20 protein-coding genes are annotated in these 23539 nt (G+C 71.4%); 10 read left to right on the top strand and 10 right to left on the bottom strand.

The window, feature by feature from the left end; all coding sequences use genetic code 11:
- From dut to FB557_RS13585, 4 genes are read left to right on the top strand one after another with little or no spacing between them, the layout of a single operon-like run.
- A complete protein-coding gene (dut, locus tag FB557_RS13600) occupies positions 1–483 on the top strand; it encodes a dUTP diphosphatase (protein WP_144858154.1) in 483 nt (160 codons plus the stop codon).
- Entirely contained in the window at positions 470–1123 is a 654-nt protein-coding gene (locus FB557_RS13595) for a DUF3710 domain-containing protein (RefSeq protein ID WP_144858153.1), read from the top strand. Before dut ends, FB557_RS13595 begins: the two co-directional genes overlap by 14 nt.
- Positions 1120–1479, top strand: coding sequence for an OB-fold nucleic acid binding domain-containing protein (locus tag FB557_RS13590; RefSeq protein WP_211356587.1), 360 nt, complete (start codon positions 1120–1122; stop codon positions 1477–1479). The genes FB557_RS13595 and FB557_RS13590 overlap by 4 nt, the downstream gene beginning before the upstream one ends.
- Positions 1476–2183 carry a DUF3159 domain-containing protein gene (locus tag FB557_RS13585; RefSeq protein ID WP_246074841.1) on the top strand — a complete coding sequence of 236 codons (708 nt, stop codon included), beginning with the start codon at positions 1476–1478 and terminating at the stop codon, positions 2181–2183. Before FB557_RS13590 ends, FB557_RS13585 begins: the two co-directional genes overlap by 4 nt.
- A gap of 29 nt (positions 2184–2212) precedes the next feature.
- On the opposite strand, the gene FB557_RS13580 is transcribed toward FB557_RS13585, so the two are convergent.
- Both FB557_RS13580 and FB557_RS13575 read right to left on the bottom strand, forming a co-directional pair.
- On the bottom strand, positions 2213–2893 hold the full coding sequence (locus FB557_RS13580) for a potassium channel family protein (RefSeq protein WP_144858152.1): 681 nt from the start codon (positions 2891–2893) through the stop codon (positions 2213–2215).
- 1 nt (position 2894) lies between these two features.
- Positions 2895–3560 carry a potassium channel family protein gene (locus FB557_RS13575; RefSeq protein WP_144858151.1) on the bottom strand — a complete coding sequence of 222 codons (666 nt, stop codon included), beginning with the start codon at positions 3558–3560 and terminating at the stop codon, positions 2895–2897.
- Between the two features lie 44 nt (positions 3561–3604).
- On the opposite strand from FB557_RS13575, the gene FB557_RS13570 reads away from it, so the two are divergent.
- From FB557_RS13570 to dxs, 6 genes are all read left to right on the top strand, one after another.
- A complete protein-coding gene (locus FB557_RS13570) occupies positions 3605–5611 on the top strand; it encodes an APC family permease (protein ID WP_246074839.1) in 2007 nt (668 codons plus the stop codon).
- Positions 5608–6918, top strand: a complete 1311-nt coding sequence (locus tag FB557_RS13565; RefSeq protein ID WP_144858149.1) for a class I SAM-dependent RNA methyltransferase — start codon at positions 5608–5610, stop codon at positions 6916–6918. Before FB557_RS13570 ends, FB557_RS13565 begins: the two co-directional genes overlap by 4 nt.
- A gap of 146 nt (positions 6919–7064) precedes the next feature.
- Complete coding sequence (acnA, locus tag FB557_RS13560) at positions 7065–9737, top strand: aconitate hydratase AcnA (protein ID WP_144858148.1); 2673 nt, start codon at positions 7065–7067, stop codon at positions 9735–9737.
- Between the two features lie 82 nt (positions 9738–9819).
- On the top strand, positions 9820–10803 hold the full coding sequence (locus tag FB557_RS13555) for an NAD(P)H-dependent flavin oxidoreductase (protein ID WP_144858147.1): 984 nt from the start codon (positions 9820–9822) through the stop codon (positions 10801–10803).
- 11 nt (positions 10804–10814) lie between these two features.
- Entirely contained in the window at positions 10815–11507 is a 693-nt protein-coding gene (locus FB557_RS13550; protein WP_144858146.1) for an SDR family oxidoreductase, read from the top strand.
- Positions 11508–11603: 96 nt separating this feature from the next.
- Entirely contained in the window at positions 11604–13481 is a 1878-nt protein-coding gene (gene dxs / locus FB557_RS13545) for a 1-deoxy-D-xylulose-5-phosphate synthase (protein ID WP_144858145.1), read from the top strand.
- 125 nt (positions 13482–13606) lie between these two features.
- Here dxs and FB557_RS13540 read toward each other — a convergent pair whose 3' ends face one another.
- The 8 genes from FB557_RS13540 to FB557_RS13510 form a co-directional block, all read right to left on the bottom strand.
- Positions 13607–15145, bottom strand: coding sequence for a helix-turn-helix domain-containing protein (locus tag FB557_RS13540; protein ID WP_144858144.1), 1539 nt, complete (start codon positions 15143–15145; stop codon positions 13607–13609).
- Between the two features lie 30 nt (positions 15146–15175).
- Complete coding sequence (locus FB557_RS14670; protein WP_246074837.1) at positions 15176–15817, bottom strand: NAD(P)/FAD-dependent oxidoreductase; 642 nt, start codon at positions 15815–15817, stop codon at positions 15176–15178.
- 10 nt (positions 15818–15827) lie between these two features.
- The gene (locus FB557_RS14665; RefSeq protein WP_246074836.1) at positions 15828–16214 is read right to left on the bottom strand and encodes an NAD(P)/FAD-dependent oxidoreductase; all 387 of its coding nucleotides are present in this window, start codon (positions 16212–16214) and stop codon (positions 15828–15830) included.
- A gap of 4 nt (positions 16215–16218) precedes the next feature.
- Positions 16219–18120, bottom strand: coding sequence for a Na+/H+ antiporter (locus tag FB557_RS13530; RefSeq protein WP_246074834.1), 1902 nt, complete (start codon positions 18118–18120; stop codon positions 16219–16221).
- A 95-nt stretch (positions 18121–18215) separates the two neighbouring features.
- The gene (locus FB557_RS13525) at positions 18216–20285 is read right to left on the bottom strand and encodes a 3-hydroxyacyl-CoA dehydrogenase NAD-binding domain-containing protein (RefSeq protein WP_144858143.1); all 2070 of its coding nucleotides are present in this window, start codon (positions 20283–20285) and stop codon (positions 18216–18218) included.
- A complete protein-coding gene (locus FB557_RS13520; RefSeq protein WP_246074832.1) occupies positions 20282–21529 on the bottom strand; it encodes a thiolase family protein in 1248 nt (415 codons plus the stop codon). The genes FB557_RS13525 and FB557_RS13520 overlap by 4 nt, the downstream gene beginning before the upstream one ends.
- A gap of 158 nt (positions 21530–21687) precedes the next feature.
- Positions 21688–22899: an HRDC domain-containing protein gene (locus tag FB557_RS13515; RefSeq protein ID WP_144858142.1), complete on the bottom strand. Its 1212-nt coding sequence runs from the start codon at positions 22897–22899 to the stop codon at positions 21688–21690.
- Complete coding sequence (locus FB557_RS13510) at positions 22896–23486, bottom strand: DUF3000 domain-containing protein (RefSeq protein ID WP_144858141.1); 591 nt, start codon at positions 23484–23486, stop codon at positions 22896–22898. Before FB557_RS13510 ends, FB557_RS13515 begins: the two co-directional genes overlap by 4 nt.
- Between the last annotated feature and the right edge of the window lie 53 nt (positions 23487–23539).

Genomic DNA, 23539 nt, shown 5'->3' with positions numbered 1-23539 from the left:
ATGACCACCCGACCCGAGGTCCAGGTCCGACGGCTGCACCCTGACGCCGTGCTTCCCGCCTACGCCAAGGACGGGGACGCGGGCGCGGACCTCACCGCGGTCGCCTCGGTCACCCTGAGGCCGGGGCAGCGTGCCCTCGTCCCGACCGGCATCGCGATCGCCCTGCCGGAGGGCTGGGTGGGACTGGTGCACCCCCGGTCCGGGCTGGCCGCTCGGCACGGTGTGTCGGTGGTCAATGCTCCCGGCACGGTCGACTCCGGCTACCGGGGAGAGGTGCTCGTCAACCTCATCAACCTGGACCTGACGGACGAGGTCGTCATCCGGCGCGGCGATCGGGTCGCGCAGCTCGTCATCCAGCAGGTCGCCCACGCCGAGCTCGTCGAGGTCGATTCGCTTCCCGCGTCGCAGCGGGGTGACACTGGGCACGGGTCCAGCGGTGGGTTCATGACGCAGGAGGTGGACGAGACCGATGTTCGGACGTAAGAGCAAGGGACGCACGGCCGCTCCCGAGGCCCTTGAGGCCTCCGACGCCCCTGAGACGCAGGAGTCGTCCGGCGCCGTCGAGCCGCAGCCCAGCTCAGGCCCGACCACCGGCCCCTTCGATGCTGCTGATGTCGAGGCCGACGACGGTCGGGTCGACCTCGGAGGCCTCCGGCTGCAGGTGGTCGCCGGGATGGAGCTGCGCCTCGAGGTCGACCAGAGCAAGGACGCGGTCAACGCCGTCCAGGTCACCCGGGACCAGGCCACCGTGCAGCTGCAGGCTTTCGCTGCTCCCCGCTCAAGCGGTATCTGGGACGAGATCCGCTCGGAGCTGGCGGCCGCCATCGAGGCGGGCAAGGGGACGGCGGAGGAGGAGCTCGGGCCGTTCGGCACCGAGCTGCACGCCCGGCTCCCGCAGGCCGGTCCCGAGGGCCGCACCGTCTTCGCGCCGGCCGTCTTCGTCGGCGTGGACGGACCGCGGTGGATGCTCCGCGCGGTCTACTCCGGCCAGGCGGCGGTCGATCCCGCGGCTCGCGCCGTCCTCGACGAGGTGCTCGCCCAGGTCGTCGTGGTCCGCGGCTCCGAGCCGATGGCTCCGCGCGAGCTGCTTCCCCTGCGGATGCCCCGCCAGGACGCGGTATGACCCTGCTGCAACGCCTGCGCGACCTCACCCGGTCCGAGGACGACCTCGTCGCCGACGAGCTGCGGAGCGAGGCCAGCCGGTCGGGGTGCGAGCCGGTCGCCGAGGGGGCCGACCGCGAGGTGATCACGGTGCGGGGCACGGTCCGCAGCGTCACCCACCGTCCGAGCACGAAGGTGCCCGCGCTCGTCGCCGAGCTCTACGACGGCACCGAGGCGGTCGACCTGGTGTGGCTGGGTCGCCGCGAGATCACCGGTGTCGAGCCGGGCCGGCACCTACGCGCCACGGGGCGCCTGTGCCGCCGGCGAGGCGGCGCGACGATCTACAACCCGGCCTACGAGATCCTGCCGACGTCGTGAGCGAGGCACCCGAGCCGCAGGAGGGCCTGCCCCCGGCGCCGGCCACCGTCGAGGAGCTCATCCTGCGCCGCCTCTCGGACGCTCTCGGCGGGCTGCGCGGCTCGCTGGAGACGACCGGGCCGATGCTCGCCTTCGTCGTCGTCTGGGCGGTGACGGCCGATCGGGTGCTCTCGCTCGGGGCGGCCGGGGCTCTCTTCGCCGTGCTGCTCCTCGCCCGGCTCGCGGCGCGGCAGACCGTTCAGTTCGTCCTCTCGGGGGTCGTTGCGACCGCGATCGCGGCCTTCTTCGCCCTGCGCACCGGGCGGGCCGAGGACGCGTTCCTGCCCGGGATCCTCACCAGCCTCGCCTACGGCGTGGCCTCGGTGATCTCGATCGTGGCGCGGTACCCGCTCGTGGGATTCATGGTGGGCGCCGCGGACCCGGCCGCGCGTGAGGGCGACTTCCTACGGTGGCGGCGCAACCCCGCCGCCGTCAGCGTGTGCAGCCGGCTCACCCTCGTGCTCGTCGCGATCTACGCCATCCGGGTGGGGGTGATGGGACCGCTCTACCTCGCCGACAACGTCGCCGGGCTGACGATCAGCAAGGTGCTGCTCGGCTGGCCGCTGTGGGCCGGGGCGGTAGCCGTGATGGGCGCCATGCTCCTGCGCGGGCGGACACCGATCGACCCCGACGACGAGCTGCTGCGCGAGCCGGCAGCCTCCTGACCGGCTGGGCGGCGACGGCCTGACCGGGCTCAGGCCTGGTCGATCGCGCTCCGGCGGGCGCCCATCATCTGGGCCAGGGCTTCTTCCATCTCCTCGGTGGTGAGGAAGAGCAGCTCGTCCAGCGCCTCAAGGGCGTCGTCCTCGCTGGGGGTGAGCGGGCGCGCGTCCCGGATGATGCCGGTGAGCACCGTGTCGGGAGGGAAAGTGATGTCGCCCAGGCGGCGCCCTACGTACGGATTGTCCGCCGGCAGGGTGAGCTCGACCATCGTCGCGCTGCCCTGCTGGAACTCGAAGATCCGCACGAGGTCGCCGACGCTCACGGCCTCCTCGACCAACGCCGTCATCAGGCGCGGTGTCGAGACCGCGACGTCCACGCCCCAGGACTCGTCGAACATCCACTCGTTCTTCGGGTTGTTGACCCGAGCCACGGTGCGCGGGACCCCGAACTCGGTCTTGGCCAGCAGCGAGACCACGAGGTTGACCTTGTCGTCCCCGGTGGCGGCCACGACGACGTCGCAGTCGGCCAGCCCCGCCTCCTGCAGCGAGGAGATCTCGCAGGCGTCGACCGCCAACCAGCTCGCTGCCGGCAGCCGGGCGATCCGCGCCTCGTCCGCGTCCTTGTCGACGAGGAGCACCTGGTGTCCGTTGCCGATGAGCTCACGACCGATGGAGCGACCGACCGAGCCGGCTCCGGCGATGACGACGCGCATCTCAGCTCTCCTCGCTGGGCTCGCGGTCGAGCAGCCGCTCGACCTCCCCGACCCGCGGGCGAGGGATGACCAGGTGCAGCAGGTCGCCGTCCTGGTACACGGTGTCCGGGCTCGGGATGATCCCTTCGCCGAGCCGGGTGACGTAGGCCACTCGGGTCCCCGTCTGCGCCTCCAGGTGAGTGAGGCGCCGCCCGACCCACGCGCGGTTGACCGCGACCTCAGCCACGACGAGCGCGCCGGAGGCGTCGGTCAGCTCGGGAGCGTGCCCCTGCGGCAGCAGCCGTCGGATTACCTGGTCGGCGGTCCACCGGACCGTCGCGACGGTGGGGATGCCGAGCCGCTGGTAGATCTCGGCCCGGTCCGGGTCGTAGATCCGGGCGACGACGTGCTCGACGCCGAAGGTCTCGCGGGCGACCCGCGCGGCGAGGATGTTGGAGTTGTCCCCGCTGGAGACCGCGGCGAAGGCGTAGGCGTCCTCGATGCCGGCCTCGATGAGGGTGTCCCGGTCGAAGCCGACGCCGGCCACCCGTCGCCCGGCGAAGTCGGCCCCCAGGCGCCGGAAGGAGTCGCGGTTCTGATCCACGACGGCCACGTCGTGCCCGCCCCGCTCGAGCGAACGAGCCAGGGAGGCTCCCACGCGCCCGCACCCCATGATCACGAAATGCACTCCGCTGACGGTACACGCCCCGATCCGGCATAGACTCACTGCTCGTGTCATCCGGCCGTCTCCTCAAGAGGGTCCTCGTCGGTCGCCGGATCAGCAGCGACAAGCTCGACGAGACCCTCCTGCCGAAGAAGATCGCTCTTCCGGTCTTCGCCAGCGACGCCCTCTCGTCGGTCGCCTACGCCCCCGACGAGATCCTCCTGACCCTCGGTCTGGCCGGCGGCGCGATCGCGCTGACCCACTCGTGGGAGATCGCGCTCGCGGTCGCGACGGTGATGATCGTCGTCGTCCTCAGCTACCGGCAGAACGTGCACGCCTACCCGTCCGGCGGTGGTGACTACGAGGTTGCCAGCGTCAACCTCGGTCCGCGGGCCGGCCTGACGGTAGCGAGCGCTCTCGTCGTCGACTACGTGCTCACCGTGGCGGTCTCGGTCAGCTCGGGGGTGCAGAACGCCGCCTCGGCCTTCGAGTTCCTCCGCGGCCACGAGGCCCTCGCCGCAGGTCTGGTCGTCCTCGCCCTGACGACGATGAACCTGCGTGGGGTGCGTGAGTCGGGACGCTCCTTCGCGATCCCGACCTACCTCTTCATGCTGGCCGTCCTGGGTATGACCATCGTCGGGGGCATACGGCGCTCGATGGGCGACCTGCCCGCCGCCGAGTCGGCCGAGCTGTCCCTGGCGCCGCAGGAGGGGTACGAGCAGCTCGGCACCTTCGCGATGGCCTTCCTCCTCCTGCGGGCCTTCTCCTCCGGCGCCGCCGCGCTGACCGGGGTCGAGTCGATCAGCAACGGCGTTCCCGCCTTCCAGAAGCCGAAGTCGCGCAATGCCGCGACGACGCTGCTCCTCATGGGGATCATCGCCGTGACGATGCTGCTCTCGATGGTGACCCTGGCGAACTGGACCGGCGTCCACTTCGTCGACGACCCGGCGAACCAGCTGCTCAAGGACGGCGTGCCGGTCGGCGAGGGCTACGTCCAGGACACGGTGATGGGCCAGGTCGCCAAGGCGGTCTTCTCCGGCTTCACCCCCGGTGTCATCCTCATCTCCGTCGTCACCGCGCTCATCCTCGTGCTCGCCGCCAACACGGCGTTTAACGGCTTCCCGGTCCTCGGCTCGATCCTGGCCAAGGACGGCTACCTTCCGCGCCAGCTGCACACCCGAGGCGACCGCCTCGCCTTCTCCAACGGGATCCTCATCCTCGGCGCGGCGGCCGTGGTGCTGATCGTCATCTACGACGCCGAGGTGACCAAGCTCATCCAGCTCTACATCGTCGGGGTGTTCATCTCCTTCACCCTGAGCCAGACCGGCATGGTGCGCCACTGGAACCGCCACCTGGCCGTCGCGAAGGACAACCAGGTGCGGCGCCGCATGTACCGCTCCCGCGCGATCAACGCCCTGGGTGCGCTGATGTCGGGCACCGTCCTCGTCGTCGTCGTGATCACCAAGTTCGCCCATGGCGCCGGCTTCGCCCTGGCCGCCATGGTCCTCGTCTTCCTCCTCATGCGCGCGATCCGCCGCCACTACGACCGGGTCTCCGAAGAGCTGGCGGTCGCCGAGGACGACACCTCGATGCGGCTGCGGCCCTCTCGCGTGCACGCGATCGTGCTCGTGAGCAAGATCCACAAGCCGACGCTGCGGGCCCTCGCCTATGCAGCGGCGACCCGCCCGGCCCGGCTCGAGGCGGTGACCGTCGACGTCGAGAAGGACGACACCTCGGCGCTGCAGGCTGAGTGGGTACGCCGGGGCATCCCGATCGAGCTCAAGAGCCTGGCCTCGCCGTACCGGGAGGTGACGAGGCCGGTCGTCGACTACGTCCGCTCGATCCGCTCGGGCAACCCGCGGGACCTCGTCGTCGTGTACATCCCGCAGTACGTCCTGGGGCACTGGTGGGAGCAGATCTTGCACAACCAGAGCGCGCTGCGGCTGCGCACCCGCCTGCTCTTCACCCCGGGTGTCATGGTCAGCCTCGTGCCGTGGCAGCTGGTCAGCTCCGAGGGTATGGAGGACCGGCTCGACGGCCCGGTCGCCGGCGACGTGCGGCGCGGTGAGGGATGACGAGCGCTGACCAGCTGGTCCCCGGCGTCGAGGTGGCCGTCGACGTCGGGCCGGTCGCCCACGGGGGCCACTGCGTCGCCCGCCATGACGGGCGGGTGATCTTCGTGCGTCACGCGATCCCGGGTGAGCGAGTGCTCGCGCGGGTGACCGAAGGCGCACCCGGTGACCGCTTCGTCCGGGCCGACGCGGTGCGGGTGCTCCACCCCGATGCCCGTCGGGTCGAGCCGAGCTGCCCGGTCGCTGGCCCCGGGGGGTGCGGCGGCTGCGACTTCCAGCACGTGCAGATCGGTCACCAGCGCGAGCTGAAGGCCCGGGTCGTCGCGGAGCAGCTGCGGCGGCTGGCGGGGCTGGACCGTGACGTGGTCGTCGAGCCGCTCGACGACGCCGGCGGGCTGGGCTACCGGACCCGGGTCGAGCTGGCGGTGACCACAGGCGAAGGGGGAGACGCTCCCCCCTTCGTCGGGTTGCGTCGGCACCGCAGCCACGCCGTCGTCCCGATCTCGGACTGCCCCATCGCCGACGCCCCGGTGAGGGAGGGGATCGCCGCCGCGGCGGCGGACGCCCGGGCCGGAGGGCTGGACCCGGGCACGGTGGCCGTCGACGTCGTCGGCCCGAGCGGGGAGGGCGATGTGCTCCTGCTCGAGGTCGACGACTCGGGTGACGCCGAGAGGGTGTCGGTGCGCGAGCGGGTCGAGGCGGCGGGGGAGAGCCACGAGCTGAGCGTCGACGCGCGCGGCTTCTGGCAGGTCCATCGGGATGCGCCGCGAGCCTTCGTCGAAGCCGTCCTCGACGCCGCCGGAGCGGGCGCGGGTGACCGGGTGCTCGACCTGTACAGCGGGGTGGGGCTCTTCACGGTGCCGCTGGCCGCCGCGGTCGGGGCCCGAGGTCAGGTCGTCGCGGTGGAGTCCGACCCGCTCGCGACGCGCCACCTCGAGGCCAACCTCGCCGGGCTGGACCAGGCGGTGGCTCTGCGGGGGCGGGTGGACGACGTCCTGGGGGTGGCTCGCAGCGGCCGGCGTCAGCGCGGTCGCAGGGGTGCCGCTCCAGCCCGCTCACCCCTGATCCCTCCCAGCGCCGACGTGGTTGTCCTCGACCCGCCGCGGACCGGAGCCGGTGGCCCGGTCGTGAGGGCCATCGCGCAGCTGGGGCCGCGGACGGTCGTCTACGTCGCCTGCGACCCGGCGGCCCTGGCGCGCGACACCGCGCCCCTGGCCGAGCACGGCTACCGGTTGGACGCTCTGCGAGCGTTCGACGCCTTCCCGATGACGCACCACGTGGAGTGCGTCGCGACCTTCCAGCGCGGCTGATCTCCGGGGACGAAGCAAGGGTTGCCTTGGCTGCGGGCAGGGGTGGTCGTGCGAGAGTGTTCGGACGAGCTTGCTTCGTCTCTGGCGGAGCCAGCGCTATGATTATCTTGACGTCAAGATAAGTACGAGACATCTGAGGAGTCGCTGTGGCGAGTGCGGACACCTTCGGCGCGAAGGGCGAGCTGAACGTCGGGGACAAGAGCTACGAGATCTTCCGGATCGGCCAGGTGGAGGGCTCGCAGTCGCTGCCCTACAGCCTCAAGGTCCTGCTGGAGAACCTCCTGCGGACCGAGGACGGGGCCAACGTCACCCAGGACCACATCACCGCGCTGGCGCAGTGGGACGAGAACGCCGAGCCGGACACCGAGATCCAGTTCACTCCCGCGCGGGTGATCATGCAGGACTTCACCGGCGTGCCGTGCATCGTCGACCTCGCCACGATGCGTGAGGCGGTCGAGAACCTCGGCGGCGACCCCGACAAGATCAACCCGCTCGCCCCGGCCGAGATGGTCATCGACCACTCGGTGCAGATCGACGTCTTCGGGCAGCGCGACGCCTTCGAGCGCAACGTCGAGTTCGAGTACCAGCGCAACGAGGAGCGCTACCAGTTCCTGCGCTGGGGCCAGACCGCCTTCGACGACTTCAAGGTGGTCCCGCCGGGCACCGGTATCGTCCACCAGGTCAACATCGAGCACCTGGCCCGGGTGACGATGACCCGCGAGGTCGACGGTGTCACCCGCGCCTACCCCGACACCTGCGTCGGCACCGACAGCCACACGACGATGGAGAACGGCCTGGGCGTGCTCGGCTGGGGCGTCGGCGGCATCGAGGCCGAGGCGGCCATGCTCGGCCAGCCGATCTCGATGCTCATCCCGCGCGTCGTCGGATTCAAGCTCACCGGCCAGATCCCGCAGGGCGCGACCGCGACCGACGTCGTCCTGACGATCACCGAGATGCTGCGCGACCACGGCGTCGTCGGCAAGTTCGTCGAGTTCTACGGCGAGGGCGTCGCAGCGGTGCCGCTGGCCAACCGCGCCACGATCGGCAACATGAGCCCCGAGTTCGGCTCGACCTGCGCGATCTTCCCGATCGACGAGGTGACCCTGGACTACCTGCGCCTCACCGGTCGCAGCGACGAGCAGGTCGCCCTCGTCGAGGCGTACGCCAAGGAGCAGGGCATGTGGCACGACGCGAGCACCGAGGCCCGCTACTCGGAGTACCTCGAGCTCGACCTCTCCGCGGTCGTGCCCTCGATCGCCGGCCCGAAGCGCCCGCAGGACCGCATCGTGGTCACCGAGGCCAAGCAGCAGTTCGCGCTCGACGTGAAGAACTACGGCGTCGAGGGTGACCTGCGTGAGGTCGAGACGAGCTACGACGGTGAGAGCTTCGGGCTCAAGGACGGCGCCGTGGTCATCGCCTCGATCACCTCGTGCACCAACACCTCGAACCCGTCGGTGATGATGGCCGCGGCCATGCTCGCCAAGAACGCGGTGGAGAAGGGGCTCTCGGTCAAGCCGTGGGTCAAGACCTCCATGGCCCCCGGCTCGAAGGTGGTCACCGAGTACTACGAGAAGGCCGGCATGTGGCCCTACCTCGAGAAGCTCAAATACCACCTCGTCGGCTACGGCTGCACCACCTGCATCGGCAACTCCGGGCCGCTGCCCGAGGAGATCTCTCAGACCGTCCAGGAGAACGACCTCACCGTGGTCTCGGTGCTCTCCGGCAACCGCAACTTCGAGGGCCGGATCAACCCGGACGTGAAGATGAACTACCTCGCGTCCCCGCCCCTGGTCATCGCCTACGCCCTCGCGGGCACGATGGACTTCGACTTCGACACCGACCCCCTCGGTCAGGACGAGAGCGGCAACGACGTCTTCCTGGGGGACATCTGGCCGGACCCCGCCGACGTCCAGCGGGTCATCGACGAGACGATCAGCAAGGAGATGTTCACCAGCAAGTACTCCGACGTCTTCGCCGGCGACGAGCGGTGGAAGAACCTCGACACCCCCGAGGGTGCGACCTTCGCCTGGGACGACGACTCGACCTACGTGCGCAAGGCGCCCTTCTTCGACGGCATGGGCAAGGAGCCGGAGCCGGTCGAGGACATCACCGGCGCCCGGGTGCTCGCCCTGCTCGGCGACTCGGTCACCACCGACCACATCAGCCCCGCTGGTGCGATCAAGGCCGACAGCCCGGCGGGTCAGTACCTGGCGGACAACGGCGTGGAGAAGAAGGACTTCAACTCCTACGGCTCGCGCCGCGGCAACCACGAGGTCATGGTGCGCGGCACCTTCGCCAACATCCGGCTGAAGAACCTCCTCCTCGACGACGTCGAGGGCGGCTACACCCGCGACTTCACCAACGGTGGCGAGCAGACGAGCATCTACGAGGCCTCCGAGTCCTACGCCAAGGAGGGCACCCCGCTGGTCGTCCTCGGCGGCAAGGAGTACGGCTCGGGATCCTCGCGCGACTGGGCGGCCAAGGGCACCCGGCTGCTCGGCGTCAAGGCGGTCATCGCCGAGAGCTTCGAGCGGATCCACCGCTCCAACCTCATCGGCATGGGCGTGGTGCCGCTGCAGTTCCCGAAGGGGGAGAACGCGGCCTCCCTCGGCCTGAACGGCACCGAGACCTACTCGATCGAGGGACTCGCCGCGCTCAACGACGGCCCCGCGCCGAAGACGGTCAAGGTGACCGCGACGAGCGAGGACGGCGAGACCACCGAGTTCGACGCGGTGATGCGCATCGACACGCCCGGCGAGGCGGACTACTTCCGCAACGACGGCATCCTGCAGTACGTGCTCCGCTCGCTCGCGAGCTGATCACGCAGCACCTCGAAGGGGGGCCGGTCGCCGAGGCGACCGGCCCCCCTTCGCTGTCGGTCCTCGCGGTAGCGTCGCGGCCATGAGCTGGCTCGATGACCTGCGTGCGCGCCGCACGCTGCCCGTGGTCCAGGCGCCGATGGCCGGGGCAAGCGACGTCCGGCTCGCCGCAGCGGTGAGCGACGCCGGGGGGCTGGGCATGATCAGCGTCGCGTACGGCGCAACCGAGGAGTCGGTGCGAGGCAGCTGCGAGGAGCTGGGGGAGCGGCCGTTCGGCGTCGGGCTGATGAACTGGCAGCAGCCCGAGCTGCCCGGTGTGCTCGAGGCTGTCGTGGCGCAGCGGCCGGAACTGGTCTCGTTGAGCTTCGGCGACCCCGAGGAGCCGGTGCGCCGGGCGCGCGCGGCGGACCCGAGCGTGCCGCTCGCGGTCCAGGTCGGCAGCGTCGAGGAGGCGCGGCGGGCGCTGGACTGCGGGGTCGACCTGGTCGTCGCACGGGGGAGCGAAGGGGGTGGGCACGGGCGGGGGGTCGTGGCCACCTTGCCCCTGCTGCAGCAGGTGCTCGAGGTCGCCGGCGAGACCCCGGTGCTCGCTGCGGGCGGTATCGCCACCGGTCGGGGTCTGGCCGCCGTCATCGCGGCGGGGGCGCTCGGTGCCTGGGTCGGGACGGCCTTCACGGTGTGCACCGAGAGCCCCTTCGCCGGCGAGCTGAAGAGGGCCGTGCTCGCCGCCGGGGCCGACGAGACGATCTACTCCAGCGTCTTCGACCGGGCGCTGCGCCTCGGGTGGCCCAGCGACCACGGGGGCCGGGCGCTGCGCAACGAGGTCACTGAGGAATGGGGCGGGCGTATCGACGAGCTCGTCGCGAGCATCGAGGCCGGCGACCCCAGCGGGGTGACCGAGCGGGTGACGGCGGCGCGCCAGCGCAACGACCCGTCCGAGGCGCCGGTGTACGCCGGGCAGGCCGCTGGTCTCCTCGAGCAGGAGCGCTCGGTCGCGGAGCTGCTCGCCGAGCTCGGCACGTACCGCGACCACCTCCGCCGTGCCGGGGACCGGCTCGGCTCCTAGGCTGTTCCACCATGACGACCTCACCGGCAGACCGTCCCGTCGCGCTCGTCACCGGGGGGACCCGCGGCATCGGGCGGGCCATCTGCGCCGAGCTCGCGCGAACCCACCACGTCCTCGTCGGCGGCCGCGACGAGGCCGACGTCCGAGCCGCCGTCGAGGAGCTGGCCAGCGCGTCCCCCTTCGTCGCCGATGTCCTCGACGAGGACGCGGTCCAGCGAGCCTGCGCAGACATCGACCGGCTCGACGTGCTCGTCCACAGCGCCGGGATCGCGCGACGAGGCCGCGTCGAGCAGCTGACCCGTGAGGACTGGATGGCCCAGCTCGAGGTCAACGTCGTGGCGGTCGCCGACCTCACCCGCCGGCTGCTGCCCGCCCTTCGGAGCGCCGGTGGAACCGTGGTCGCGCTGAACTCCGGATCCGGCCACAGCTCGCACCCGGGCAACGGCTCGTACTCGGCGTCGAAGTTCGCCCTTCGCGCCCTCACCGACGCTCTGCGTGAGGAGGAGCGGGGCCGGGTGCGGGTCGTCTCGATCCACCCCGGCCGGGTCGACACCGACATGCAGGTCGAGCTGCAGCGCGCCCAGGGCCGCGACTACGACGCCGGCGAGCACCTGCGGCCCGAGTCCGTCGCCGCCACGGTGCGCCTCGCGGTCGACGCGTCGCCGGAGGCGATGATCGAGGAGCTGACGGTCCGTCCGGTCTGAGCTCCGCCGCTCCTCGGCAGGCCATCCTCAGCGGTCGCGCAGGGGCGAGCACCTAGACTGGACCGCTGGCTGTACCCACCCCTGGAAGGACACCCGGTGACGGACCTGGAGCGCATCAGCGGTCCCCGCGACCTCGACGAGATGACCGAGGAGGAGCTGAGCGATCTCGCGGAGAGAATCCGCGCCTTCCTCGTCGCGGAGGTCTCCCGCACCGGGGGCCACCTCGGGCCCAACCTCGGCGTCGTCGAGCTGACGATGGCCCTGCACCGGGTCTTCGACAGCCCGCGCGACACGATCGTCTTCGACACCGGCCACCAGTCCTACGTGCACAAGATCCTCACCGGGCGCAGCGACTTCTCTGCCCTGCGCATCCGCGGCGGGCTCTCCGGCTACCCCAGCCGGGCTGAGTCCGCGCACGACGTCGTGGAGAACAGCCATGCCTCGACGTCGCTGTCCTGGGGCGAGGGGATCGCGAAGGGGTACCGGCTGCGCGGCGAGGACCGGCACGTCGTCTCGGTGATCGGCGACGGGGCGCTGACCGGGGGGATGGCGTGGGAGGCGCTGAACAACATCGCCGCGGACAAGGACCTCCCGCTCGTCATCGTGGTCAACGACAACGAGCGCAGCTACGCCCCGACGATCGGTGGCCTCGCCGACCACCTCGCGACGCTGCGGACCAACCGTCAGTACGAGCAGGTGCTCGACTGGGGCAAGGAGACCCTCCATCGCACCCCGCTCGTGGGCCGGACCGCCTACCAGGCCTTCCACTCGCTGAAGAAGGGGGCGAAGGACTTCTGGGCGCCGCAGGGCATGTTCGAGGACCTCGGTATCAAGTACCTCGGGCCGGTTGACGGGCACGACCTCGGCGCGCTGGAGCAGGCCTTCCGCCGGGCCCGGGACTTCGGGGGTCCGGTGCTGGTGCACTGCATCACCCAGAAGGGCCGCGGCTACGACCACGCGGTCAACGATGTCGCTGACCAGTTCCACGGCATCGGCAAGATCAACCCCGAGACCGGTCTTCCGTTGGAGATCGCCGGTCGCAGCTGGACTGACGAGTTCAGCGACGAGATGCTCGCGCTCGGCGCGGAGCGCGACGACATCGTCGCGATCACCGCGGCGATGATGATGCCGGTCGGGCTGCAGCCGTTCGCCGACGCCTACCCCGAGCGGATCTTCGACGTCGGCATCGCCGAGCAGCACGCGACGACGATGGCTGCGGGGCTCGCCTTCGCCGGGATGCACCCGGTCGTGGCGATCTATGCGACCTTCCTCAACCGGGCCTTCGACCAGCTCCTCATGGACTGTGCGATGCACCGGGCGGGGGTCACCTTCGTCCTGGACCGATCCGGGGTGACCGGGCCTGACGGCGCGAGCCACCACGGCATGTGGGACATGTCGCTGGCCGCGATCGTGCCTGGCGTCCGGGTGGCAGCGCCGCGCGATGGTGCCCAGATCCGAGCCTGCCTGCGTGAGGCCGCGCAGGTCAGTGACGGGCCGACGATCGTGCGCTTCCCCAAGGGCAGTGTCGCCGAGCCGCTCACCGCGACGGGCCAGATCGGGTCGCTCGACGTGCTCGCCGGTGACGCCGAGAGCGACCCCGACGTGCTGCTCGTCTCGGTCGGCGCGATGGCCCCCACCGCGATCGCCGCGGCCGAGAAGCTCAGCGCCGAGGGCCACCGGGTGCTCGTCGTCGACCCGCGCTGGGTGCTGCCGGTCCCGCAGGACCTGCTCGCGCTCACCGCGCGGGCGGGCGTGGTGGCCGTGCTCGAGGACAACAACGTCGCCGGCGGCATCGGCGCCGAGGTCTCCCGGGCCATGGCCGAGCAGGGGCAGGGCGCCCGCTGCCTGCGGATGGGCCTGCCCAAGGAGTTCATCGCCCACGCCTCGCGCGGGCAGGTGCTCGACGCCGCCGGGCTCACCCCGGACGGCGTCGTCGAGCGAGTCACCGGGGCAATTATCGGGTCGAGGGACTAGTTGCACCTTCACCCGAGGTCGGTAGTCGGGTGAAGGTGCAACAACCCCCTCAACCCGGATAACTGAGCAGAGCGAAGGGGGGCCGGGTGGCCCCCCTTCGCTCTCGTCTCCGGTCGGGTGGCGGCTCAGATGTCCCGGAAGGGACGGACGTCGGCGCCGAGGGCGTTGAGCCGCTCGGCGAGGTCCTCGTAACCGCGGTTGATGACGTAGACGTTGCGTAGGAAGCTCACGCCCGGCGCGGCGAGCATCGCGAGCAGGATCACCACGCCGGGCCGCAGCGCCGGCGGGCAGGTGACCTCGTTGGCCCGCCACCCGGTGGGGCCGGTGATCTGCACCCGGTGAGGATCGAGCAGGTTGACCGTCGCGCCGACCTTGGAGAGCTCGGTGAGGTAGATCGCGCGGTTCTCGTAGACCCAGTCGTGGATCGTCGTCGTGCCCTCGGCGCAGGCCCCGATGAGCGCGAAGAACGGCAGGTTGTCGATGTTCAGCCCCGGGAAGGGCATCGGGTGGATCTTGTCGATCGGCGCCTTGAGCGGCCCGGGGTGGGTGGTGATGTCGACCAGGCGGGTGCGGCCATTGGCGGCGGTGTACTCCTCGGAGAGGGTGTACCGCATGCCCATCTGGTCCAGGGTCGCCAGCTCGATCTCGAGGAACTCGATGGGGGAGCGCCGGACCGTGATCTCGCTGCCGGTGACCACGGCGGCCGCGATGAGGCTCATCGCCTCGATCGGGTCCTCGCTCGGGCTGTACTCGACATCGACGTCGATCTCGGCGACACCGGTGATCTTCAGCGTCGTCGTGCCGATGCCCTCGACGCGGACCCCGAGCTCCTCGAGGAAGAAGCACAGGTCCTGGACCATGTAGTTCGAGCTCGCGTTGCGGATCGTCGTCGTGCCAGTGTCGCGGGCCGCGGCCATGAGCGCGTTCTCGGTCACGGTGTCGCCGCGCTCGGTGAGCACGATCGTCTTGTCGGTGCCCAGGGCGTCGACCACGCTGGCCTCGTAGAAGCCGTGCGTGGCCTCGACATCGAGGCCGAAGTGCTTCAGCGAGTTCAAGTGCGGCTCGACGGTGCGGGTGCCGAGGTTGCACCCGCCGGCGTAGGGGAGGCGGAACTCCTTCTCGTCGTGGAGCAGCGGGCCGAGGAACATGATGACGGTCCGGGTGCGGCGCGCGGCCGCCTGGTCCATCCCCTCGAGGTCCAGGCGCTCGGGCGGGGTGATCTTGAGGTCGCTGCTGTCGGGCAGCCACTCGGTCTGCACGCCGATGGAGTTGAGCACCTCGAGGATCCGGTTGACCTCCTCGATCCGGGCCAGGCTGCGCAGGGTCGTCGTGCCCTTGTTGAGCAGCGCGGCGCACAGGAGGGCGACCGCGGCGTTCTTGCTCGTCTTGACGTCGATCGCCCCGGAGAGCTGGCGGCCGCCGTCGATGCGCAGGTGGACCGCGCCGTCGACCCCGGAGTGGCCGATGGAGAGGAACTCAGTGTCCAGTGCCTCGCTGATCTTCGCGAGGGAGTCCAGGGTGAGGTTCTGCTTGCCCGACTCGACTCGGGTCACCGCCCCTTGGCTGGTCTCGAGCACCTCGGCCAGCTCGCACTGGGACATGCCCTGGCGAACCCGTGCGTCACGGATCAGGGCACCGATGCGCTGCAGGTAGTCATCACTCATCCCACGACGATAACTCATATATGAGTTAGGTCAAGCATGACGCGCCGACCACCCGGCTACCACGCAGTACTGGTCGTGATCCCGACCTGTACTGCGTGGTAGCGGGCGTCGGGCGGGGACGGGGAGCGGGGCGAAGGGGTCAGAGCTCGCCGAGGTGAGCATGGACGGGGGGGACGACGCTCGCCCTTCGCCGGTCGCTGTCGCGACTCGCTTCATCGAGCCCGAGCGCACGTCCCCGGCGGCAAAGACGCCCGGGACGGTCGTTGCGAGGTCTGCCGGTGGCAGGCCGTCGCGCCACGCCGCGCGGGGCACGTCCCGACCGGTACAGATGTAGCCGCGGTCGTCCCGGGAGACCTCCTCCGGCACCCAGGAGCAGTCGACAGCGGCGCCGAGGTAGGAGGACATCGTCGCCGACAGGTCGGCGCGTCGGACCAGGATCGTCACCGACTCCAGATACCGGGCAAGGTGCACCGCTGCCTGCCCGGCCGAGTTGCCGCCGCCGACCACGTAGACGTCTCCGCCCTCCATCTCGCGGGCGGCCGCCATCGCCGCGCCGTAGTGCACGCCTCGGCCGACGAGCGCCTCGACGGAGGCGACCCCGAGCCGGCGGTAGTCCACGCCGCTGGAGATGAGGATGGTGCGGGCGCGGACCGTGCCGCCCTCCGTGAGCACCCGGTGCGGCTCACCGCCCTCGCCGATCTCGATGCCCTGGACCGGCCACCCGGTGAAGAAGCGGGTGCCGAAGCGGATCGCCTGCGAGCGGGCTCGCTAGGGCAAGCCGCATCCCGGAGATGCCGCGGGGGAAGCCGAGGTAGTTGCGGATCATCGAGCTCGTCCCGGCTTGCCCTCCGATGGCTTCGCTCTCGATGGCGACCGTCGACAGGCCCTCGCTCGCGGCGTACACGTACGCGGCCAAACCTGCGGGACCGGCCCCGACGACGACCATGTCGGCAACCTCGTCGACCTCGATGTCGCCGGGTCGCCCGTAGAACATCGCGGCCGCCTGGCGCACGGACTCGACGTGGATCGGGCTGCCCGTTCGTGCCCAGGAGATCACCGGCTCGGGCATGAGGTCATCCTGTCTGCTCGTGGACGAAGCACCAGCGCCAGAGCTCGCCGGGTTCTGCTGACTGCACGACGGGGTGCGCGGTGGTGCGGTAATGGGCGCTCGCGTGCCGCGCGACGGAGGAGTCGCAGCAGGCGACCTCGCCGCAGGTCAGGCAGCGGCGAAGGGCGACCCACCGGGTGCCCTCGCGCAGGCAGGCTTCGCACGACTCCCCAGGAGGCATCTCGACCCTGGCGTGGGCGTCGAGGTCGCTGCACCCGCCGGTACCGACGGGCGCGGCGTGGTCGCCGGGTGGGTTATGGGCGGTCCAGGCGGACTCCAGCATGGTCTCCTCGACATCGAGCATGCCGAGCACCTCCTGGACGACCTCCGAGGGCAGGTCGCCCTCGGTGCGCCGGCGCAGCACCTCGGCCCGCTCCGCGCCGATCATCTCCTGGCGCAGGCGGGTGTATCGCTCGGAGGGGCTCTCCGCGCCGGAGCGGGTGCCGAGCTGTTCCCACGCGGCGAAGGTGCGCTGCTCGACCCGGGTGCGGATCATCGTGCCGATCCCCTCGTCATCGGGGTCGTGGCCGCCCGCGTCCTCGACCTCGTCGAGGCGTCGCAGCCCCGCCTGCTCGGCCTGGTGCAGCAGGGTCGCCCGAGCCAGCGCGTCGCTGCGCGGATCGGGCGCCGGGACGCGCAGGGTCCTGGTCAGCCAGGGGAGGGTGAGGCCCTGGACGAAGAGGGTGCCCGCCACGACGGTGAAGGCGATGACGAGCAGGACCTCGCGGTGCGGGGTGCTCGTCGGGATGATGTACGCCGCGGCGAGGGTCACCACGCCTCTCATCCCGGCCCAGCCGACGAGCAGCGCCTGGCGTGGTGGCAGTGCGCGGTTGCGCCGCCGTTGCCCGAGGAAGGGCCGTGAGCCGAAGATCCAGGCGAGGCGCACGATCACGACGGTGGCGAGGGTCGCCAGGCAGACGAGCAGGACCCGGGTGATCCCGAGTTCGCTGCTGCCCACCGCGGCGAGGACCTGCTGGGCCTGCAGGCCGATGAGCAGGAAGACCGCGTTCTCCAGGAGGAAGGCGATCGTGGCCCAGGTGGTGCGCTCGGTCACCCGGGAGCGAGCGGTCTGGATGATCGGTGCCTTGTGGCCGAGGAGCAGCCCGGCGACGACGACCGAGATCACCCCGGAGGCCTCGATGGTCTCGGCGAGCAGGTAGGCGGCGAAGGGGGTGAGCAGCGAGACCGCGGTGTCGAGGACCGGGTCAGTGATGAGCCGCCGGACCCGGGCCACGACGACGAAGACGAGCAGGCCGGCGAGCACGCCACCGCCTGCGGCGATGGCGAAGTCGAGGGCGACGTGCCCGGCGGCCACCCCGCCCCCGATCGCGGCGACCGCGGTGCGCAGGGCGACGAGCGCGGTGGCGTCGTTGAAGAGCGACTCGCCCTCGAGGATCGTCACCACGCGCCGAGGCAGACCGATCCGGCGCCCGACGGCGGTCGCGGCAACGGCGTCCGGTGGCGCGACGACGGCGCCGATGGCGAAGGCTGCGGGCCAGCCGAGGCCCGGGATGAGGGCGTGCGTGACGATCGCGACGACCACCGTGGTCGCGACCACGAGCCCGATGGACAGGGCGAGGATCGCGCCCCGGTTGGCGGTGAACTCGACCAGTGAGGTCTGGATCGCCGCGGTGTAGAGCAGCGGTGGGAGAAGCCCGACGAGCACGATCTCGGGGCTGAGCTCGATCGCCGGGACGTGCGGCAGGTAGGAGCCGAGCACCCCGATGAGGACGAGGAGGAGCGGGGCCGGGACGCCGATGCGCGTGCTCAGCGAGGCACCGACGAGCACCGTGACGGCCAGGGCGAGCAGGACGGCCGCGATCTCCACCGGCGCAGCGTAGTCCAGGACGACGACGGCGCGGCTCACCCCCTTCGCTCTCGCCGTCCCCCCCCAGCCCCCGACGAGCCCCCTACCACGCAGTACTGGTCGTGATCACGACCAGTACTGCGTGGTAGGGGGCGTCAGGCGGGGACGGAGGCGGCACCGGGGGGCAGGAAGCGCTGCCCGGTGACCTTCTCCGAGACGCCCTCACGGTCCAGGAGCGGCGTGAGGCCACCGTTCCAGAACTGGAAGCCGGCTCCGGTGATCATCGCGAGGTCGATGTCCATCGGGGCCTGGGCGACGCCGTCGCGCAGCATCATCGCGATCTCCTCGGCGAGGACGCCGAGGATCTGCTCCCGCACCTGAGCGGCGGTGAGCTGCTCGGCGGAGACGGGCTGCTCGACGAGCTCGGCCACGCCCTCGTCGTCGTAGCCGGTCTTGCCGGCCTCGACGAGGCGCTCGAGGTTCGGCGAGACGTAGAAGCGCTCGCCGAGCTCCCGGCGCAGGGTCTGGCTGTTGTGCAGCGCGATCGCCGGGCCGACGAGACCGACGAGGACCTGCGGCGGCATCGGGGCGAGCCCGGCGATGCCCTCGTTGGCGACCTCGACCGGGGTGCCCTCGTCGACGATCTTGCTGAACTCACCCATGAAGCGGCCGAGCAGCCGGTTGACGATGAAGGACGGTGAGTCCCCGACCCGGATGCACGTCTTCTTCAGCGCCTTGCCGGTGGCGAAGGCGGTGGCCAGGATCGCGTCGTCGGTCTGCTCGCCCGGGATGATCTCGAGCAGCGGCATGACGGCGACCGGGTTGAAGAAGTGGAAGCCAACGACCCGCTCGGGGTGCTCCAGCTCCGAGGCCATCTCGGTGATCGAGAGCGAGGAGGTGTTCGAGGCCAGGACGCACTCGGGGGAGACGATCGCCTCCACCTCGGCCCACACCGTCTTCTTGACCGACATCTCCTCGAAGACCGCCTCGATGACGAAGTCGGCGTCGGCGAAGCCGTCCTTGCTCGTCGACCCGGTGACCAGACCCCGAAGCTGGTTGGCCTTGTCCTGGCTGATCTTGCCCTTCTCCAGCGACTTCTCGATCTCGGCGTGGACGTAGGCGACCCCCTTGTCCACTCGGGCCTGGTCGAGGTCGGTCATGACGACCGGGACCTTGAGCGCGCGGATGAAGAGCATCGCGAGCTGGCTGGCCATGAGCCCGGCGCCGACGATCCCGACCTTGCCGACGGGGCGGGCGAGCGCCTTGTCCGGGGCGCCGGCCGGGCGCTTGGCCCGCCGCTGGACGAGGTCGAAGGCGTACAGCCCGGCTCGCAGCTCGTCGGTCATGAGCAGGTCGCCCAGCGCCTCGTCCTCGGCGGCGAAGGCGGACTCCCGCTCCGCGGTGCGGGCGGCCTCGACCAGCTCGATCGCCCGGTAGGGCGCGGGCGCCTTGCCGGCGGTCTTGACGTCGGCGAGGTCACGGGCGGCGTCGCAGGCCTCGCGCCACACGCTCTCGTCGTCGGTGACCGGGGCGCGCTCGACGGTGATCTCACCCTTGATGACGCCGGCGGCCCACCGGATCGACCCCTCGAGGAAGTCGACCGGGGCGATGACCGTGTCGGCCATCCCGAGCCCCGCGGCCTGGAGGCCGGAGAACATCCGGTTCTGGCTGAGCGGGTTCTCGACGATGACCTTGAGCGCGTTCTGCGGGCCGATGAGACGCGGCAGGAGGTAGCAGCCGCCCCAGCCCGGCACAAGACCGAGGAAGGTCTCCGGCAGCGCGACGGCCGGAACGCCGGCCGACATCGTCCGGTAGTCGCAGGCGAGCGCGATCTCGACCCCGCCGCCCATCGCGGCGCCGTTCACGAACGCGAAGGTGGGGACGGGCAGGTCCATGATCGCGGCGAAGGCGGCGTGCCCGGCCTGGGCGGTCGCCAGCCCCTGCTCGCGCCGCGTTACCCCGGCGACGCCGGTGAGATCGGCGCCGACGGCGAAGACGAAGGGCTTGCCGGTGATCGCCACGGCCTGGATCTCGCCGGCCTCGGCGCGCTGGCGCAGGGTCGCCACGGTCTCGGCGACGCCGGCGATGCTCTGCGGGCCGAAGGTGTTCGGCTTGGTGTGGTCGTGCCCGTTGTCGAGGGTGACCAGGGCCAGCGTGCCAGCGCCGTCGGGCAGCTGGACGTCCTGGACGGGGGTGCGGGTGACGACCTCGGTGTACTCGCTCATGCTCGGGCCTCGCTCGTGGTCTCGGTGCTGGTCGTGATCGGCGTGCCGTAGTCGCGGTGGTGCGGGTTCTCCCAGATGACGGCGCCGCCCATGCCGATGCCGATGCACATCGCGGTCATGCCGAAGCGCACGCTCGGGTCCTCCTCGAACTGGCGGGCCAGCTGGGTCATGAGGCGCACGCCGGAGGAGGCCAGCGGGTGACCGGTGGCGATCGCCCCGCCGTAGCGGTTGACCTTCTCGGAGTCGTCGGGGAGGCCGAAGTGCTCGAGGAAGGCGAGCACCTGCACGGCGAAGGCCTCGTTGAGCTCGAAGAGTCCGATGTCCTCGATCGTGAGGCCGGCCTTGGCGAGCGCCTTCTCGGCGGCGGGGACCGGGCCGTAGCCCATGACCTCGGGCTCGACACCGACGAAGGAGAACTCGACCAGCCGCATCTTGATCGGCAGGCCGAGCTCGGTGGCGGCCTCCTCGGAGGCGAGCACGCAGGCGGTGGCGCCGTCGTTCAGCCCGGCGGCGTTACCGGCGGTGACCTTGCCGTGCGGGCGGAAGGGGGTCTTCAGTCCGGCCAGGTCCTCCATGGTGACGTTGGGCCGCGGCGGCTCGTCGGTTGTCGCCAGCCCCCAGCCCCGCTCGTCGTGGCGGGTGGCCACCGGGACGAGGTCGGGCTGGATCTGGTTGGCCTCGTAGGCCTCCTTGAGCTTGCGCTGGCTGCCGAGGGCGAAGACGTCGCTGCGCTCCTTGGTCAGGGTGGGGTAGCGGTCGTGCAGGTTCTCCGCGGTCTTGCCCATGACGAGGGCGCTGGGGTCGACGAGCTTCTCGGCGACCACCCGCGGGTTCGGGTCCACCCCTTCGCCCATCGGGTGCCGCCCCATGTGCTCGACCCCGCCGGCGACGGCGACGTCGATCGCCCCGAAGGAGATCGAGCCGGCCACCGAGGTGACCGCGGTCATCGCGCCGGCGCACATCCGGTCGATGCTGTAGCCGGGGGTGGTGTTCGGCAGCCCGGAGAGCAGGGCGGCCATCCGGCCGAGGGTGAGCCCCTGGTCGCCGATCTGGGTGGTCGCGGCGATCGCGACCTCCTCGACCTTCTCGGGCGGGAGCTCGGGGTTGCGCTCGAGCAGCTCACGGATACAACGGACGACCAGGTCGTCGGCGCGGGTCTGGGCGTACATGCCCTTCTCCCCGGCGCGGCCGAAGGGGGTACGGACCCCGTCGACGAAGACGACCTCACGCATGGTGCGGGGCACGGCTGGCCCTCACTTTCGCTCGGGTACGGGTTCGCGCAGACGTGTGCCCGCGCTCATGAGCGACGCTACTAAGCAAGCGCTCACCTCACCACGGCGGGGGTGGTGATCCGCCTCACGGATCGGGGTGCTCAGCGAGCGGGGACGGTGAGCGAAGGGGGTCAGCCGGGGTGCTCGGCGACGGCGGCAGCGATCATCGGCACGACCACCTCGCGCTGCCAGGGGCGGGCGTCGAGCGCGGCGAGGGCGTCGTCGAAGGCCTCGGGAGTGGCCGGCTCGGGCGGGGACCAGAGCACCCGGCGGAGCGAGTCGGGCGTGAGGACGTTCTCGACCGGGATGCTGCGGTCCTCGGCGAAGGTGGCGAGCTGCTCGCGGACGTGCGTCAGCCGGGCGGCGGCGAGCGGGTCGCGGTCGGCCCAGGCGCGGGGCGGGGGTGGGGCGTCGCTGCGGACCGTCGGCTCGGGCAGCTCGGCGTCCGACAGCGCGCGGGCGCGGGCGACCGCCGCCACCCAGTCGCGGCCGTAGCGGGCGATGCCGCGGTGGCCGGTCGGCAGGTCGGCCGTGCTGGACGGGGCGGCCTGGGTGATCGCGACGAGGGCGGCGTCGGGCACGACCCGACCGGGTGAGATGTCGCGGTCGCGGGCGATGGCGTCGCGGGCGTACCAGAGCTCTCGGGCGATGCCGAGCGCACGGGCGCCGCGCACCTTGTGCAGGCCCGAGATCCGCCGCCACGGCTCCTCGCGCACCGCGGGAGCCCAGGAGAGCAGCGCGTCGAACTCCTGGCGAGCCCACTCGGACTTGTCCTGCGCGGCGAGGTCGACGCCCATGAGGTTGCGGACCTCGGCCAGCACCTCGACGTCGAGCGCGGCGTAGCGCAGCCACGGGGTGGGGAGCGGGCGGGTGGACCAGTCGACGGCGGAGTGCTCCTTGGCCAGGGACACCCCGAGGTAGTGCTCGACGACCGCGGCCAGGCCGACCCGGGGCAGGCCGAGCAGGCGGGCGCCGAGCTCGGTGTCGAAGAGCTGACGCGGTCGCAGACCGACCTCGGCGAGGCAGGGGAGGTCCTGGGTGGCGGCGTGCAGCAGCCACTCGGCGGTGCCGATGGCCTCGTCGAGGGGGCTCAGGTCGGGCAGGGCGATCGGATCGATGAGCCAGGTCCCGGCGTCGTCACGGCGCACCTGGACCAGATAGGCACGCTGGCCGTACCGGTAGCCGCTGGCTCGCTCGGCGTCGAGGGCCACCGGGCCGGTCCCGGCGGCGACAGCACGGGCGCACTCGAGCAGCTCGCGCTCGGTGGTGATGACGTGGGGTACCCCGTCCTCGGGCTCGGTGAGCCGCTCCAGCACCGGCTCGGGTGCGGGTGACTCGCTCATCGGTGTCGTCCGGGCAGGGCGACAACCCCCTCGGGCAGCGGCGGGAGCCCACCGATCGTGCACAGCAGGTCCACCCACGCCTCGAGGTGCAGGCCGGCCTCGGGGTCGCTCGGGCTCCACGAGGCACGGATCTCGAGCTCGACGCTGCCGGGCCGGTCGGCGAGGTCGCCGAAGGACTCCGAGACCACCGAGGTGACCGTCCCCGCGGCGGCATGAGGCTGCAGGCCACGCTCGGCGAGAGCGTCCTCGAGCCAGGACCAGCCCACCTCGCCGAGGACCGGGTCGCCGGCGACCTCGGACTCCATCTCGGCTCGGGCATAGGTGACCACCCGCCACGGGCCACCCCAGGGGTCCGGCTCGGAGGGGTCGTGCAGGAGGACGAAGCGCCCGCTGGACAGCTCGGTCTCGCCGTCGTCGGCCAGCACGTCTCCGGTCATCGCGACGGCGTGCGGCGCGACCCGGGTCGGGGCGGGCACCTCGGTCAGGCGGACCTCGGGCCGTACGCGGGCGGCGTGCAGGGAGCGCAGGGCGGCGGTGAAGTCGGCCGGCTCGGTGCGCTCGGTGCCGGGGAGGGTGCGAGTGACCACGTCCCGCAGGCTAGGCGCCGGATCTCGTCAGCCGAGGGAGGGCGCGCCGCGAG

The sequence above is a fragment of the Marihabitans asiaticum genome, from assembly GCF_007828725.1.
Taxonomy (GTDB): domain Bacteria; phylum Actinomycetota; class Actinomycetes; order Actinomycetales; family Dermatophilaceae; genus Marihabitans; species Marihabitans asiaticum.
Note: the sequence above shows the minus strand (reverse complement) of the source record. Positions and strands in the feature narration are given on the sequence as shown.

Bases quoted from the DNA above. Each gene is read 5' to 3' on its own strand.
- dut (WP_144858154.1), top strand. From the start codon at position 1: ATGACCACCCGACCCGAGGTCCAGGTCCGACGGCTGCACCCTGACGCC.
- FB557_RS13580 (WP_144858152.1), bottom strand. From the start codon at position 2,893: ATGCGCGTCGTCATCGCCGGAGCCGGCTCGGTCGGTCGCTCCATCGGT.
- FB557_RS13525 (WP_144858143.1), bottom strand. From the start codon at position 20,285: ATGAGCGAGTACACCGAGGTCGTCACCCGCACCCCCGTCCAGGACGTC.
- FB557_RS13550 (WP_144858146.1), top strand. From the start codon at position 10,815: ATGACGACCTCACCGGCAGACCGTCCCGTCGCGCTCGTCACCGGGGGG.
- FB557_RS14665 (WP_246074836.1), bottom strand. From the start codon at position 16,214: ATGCCCGAGCCGGTGATCTCCTGGGCACGAACGGGCAGCCCGATCCAC.
- FB557_RS13515 (WP_144858142.1), bottom strand. From the start codon at position 22,899: ATGAGCGAGTCACCCGCACCCGAGCCGGTGCTGGAGCGGCTCACCGAG.
- FB557_RS13595 (WP_144858153.1), top strand. From the start codon at position 470: ATGTTCGGACGTAAGAGCAAGGGACGCACGGCCGCTCCCGAGGCCCTT.
- FB557_RS13565 (WP_144858149.1), top strand. From the start codon at position 5,608: ATGACGAGCGCTGACCAGCTGGTCCCCGGCGTCGAGGTGGCCGTCGAC.
- FB557_RS13540 (WP_144858144.1), bottom strand. From the start codon at position 15,145: ATGAGTGATGACTACCTGCAGCGCATCGGTGCCCTGATCCGTGACGCA.
- FB557_RS13555 (WP_144858147.1), top strand. From the start codon at position 9,820: ATGAGCTGGCTCGATGACCTGCGTGCGCGCCGCACGCTGCCCGTGGTC.
- FB557_RS13590 (WP_211356587.1), top strand. From the start codon at position 1,120: ATGACCCTGCTGCAACGCCTGCGCGACCTCACCCGGTCCGAGGACGAC.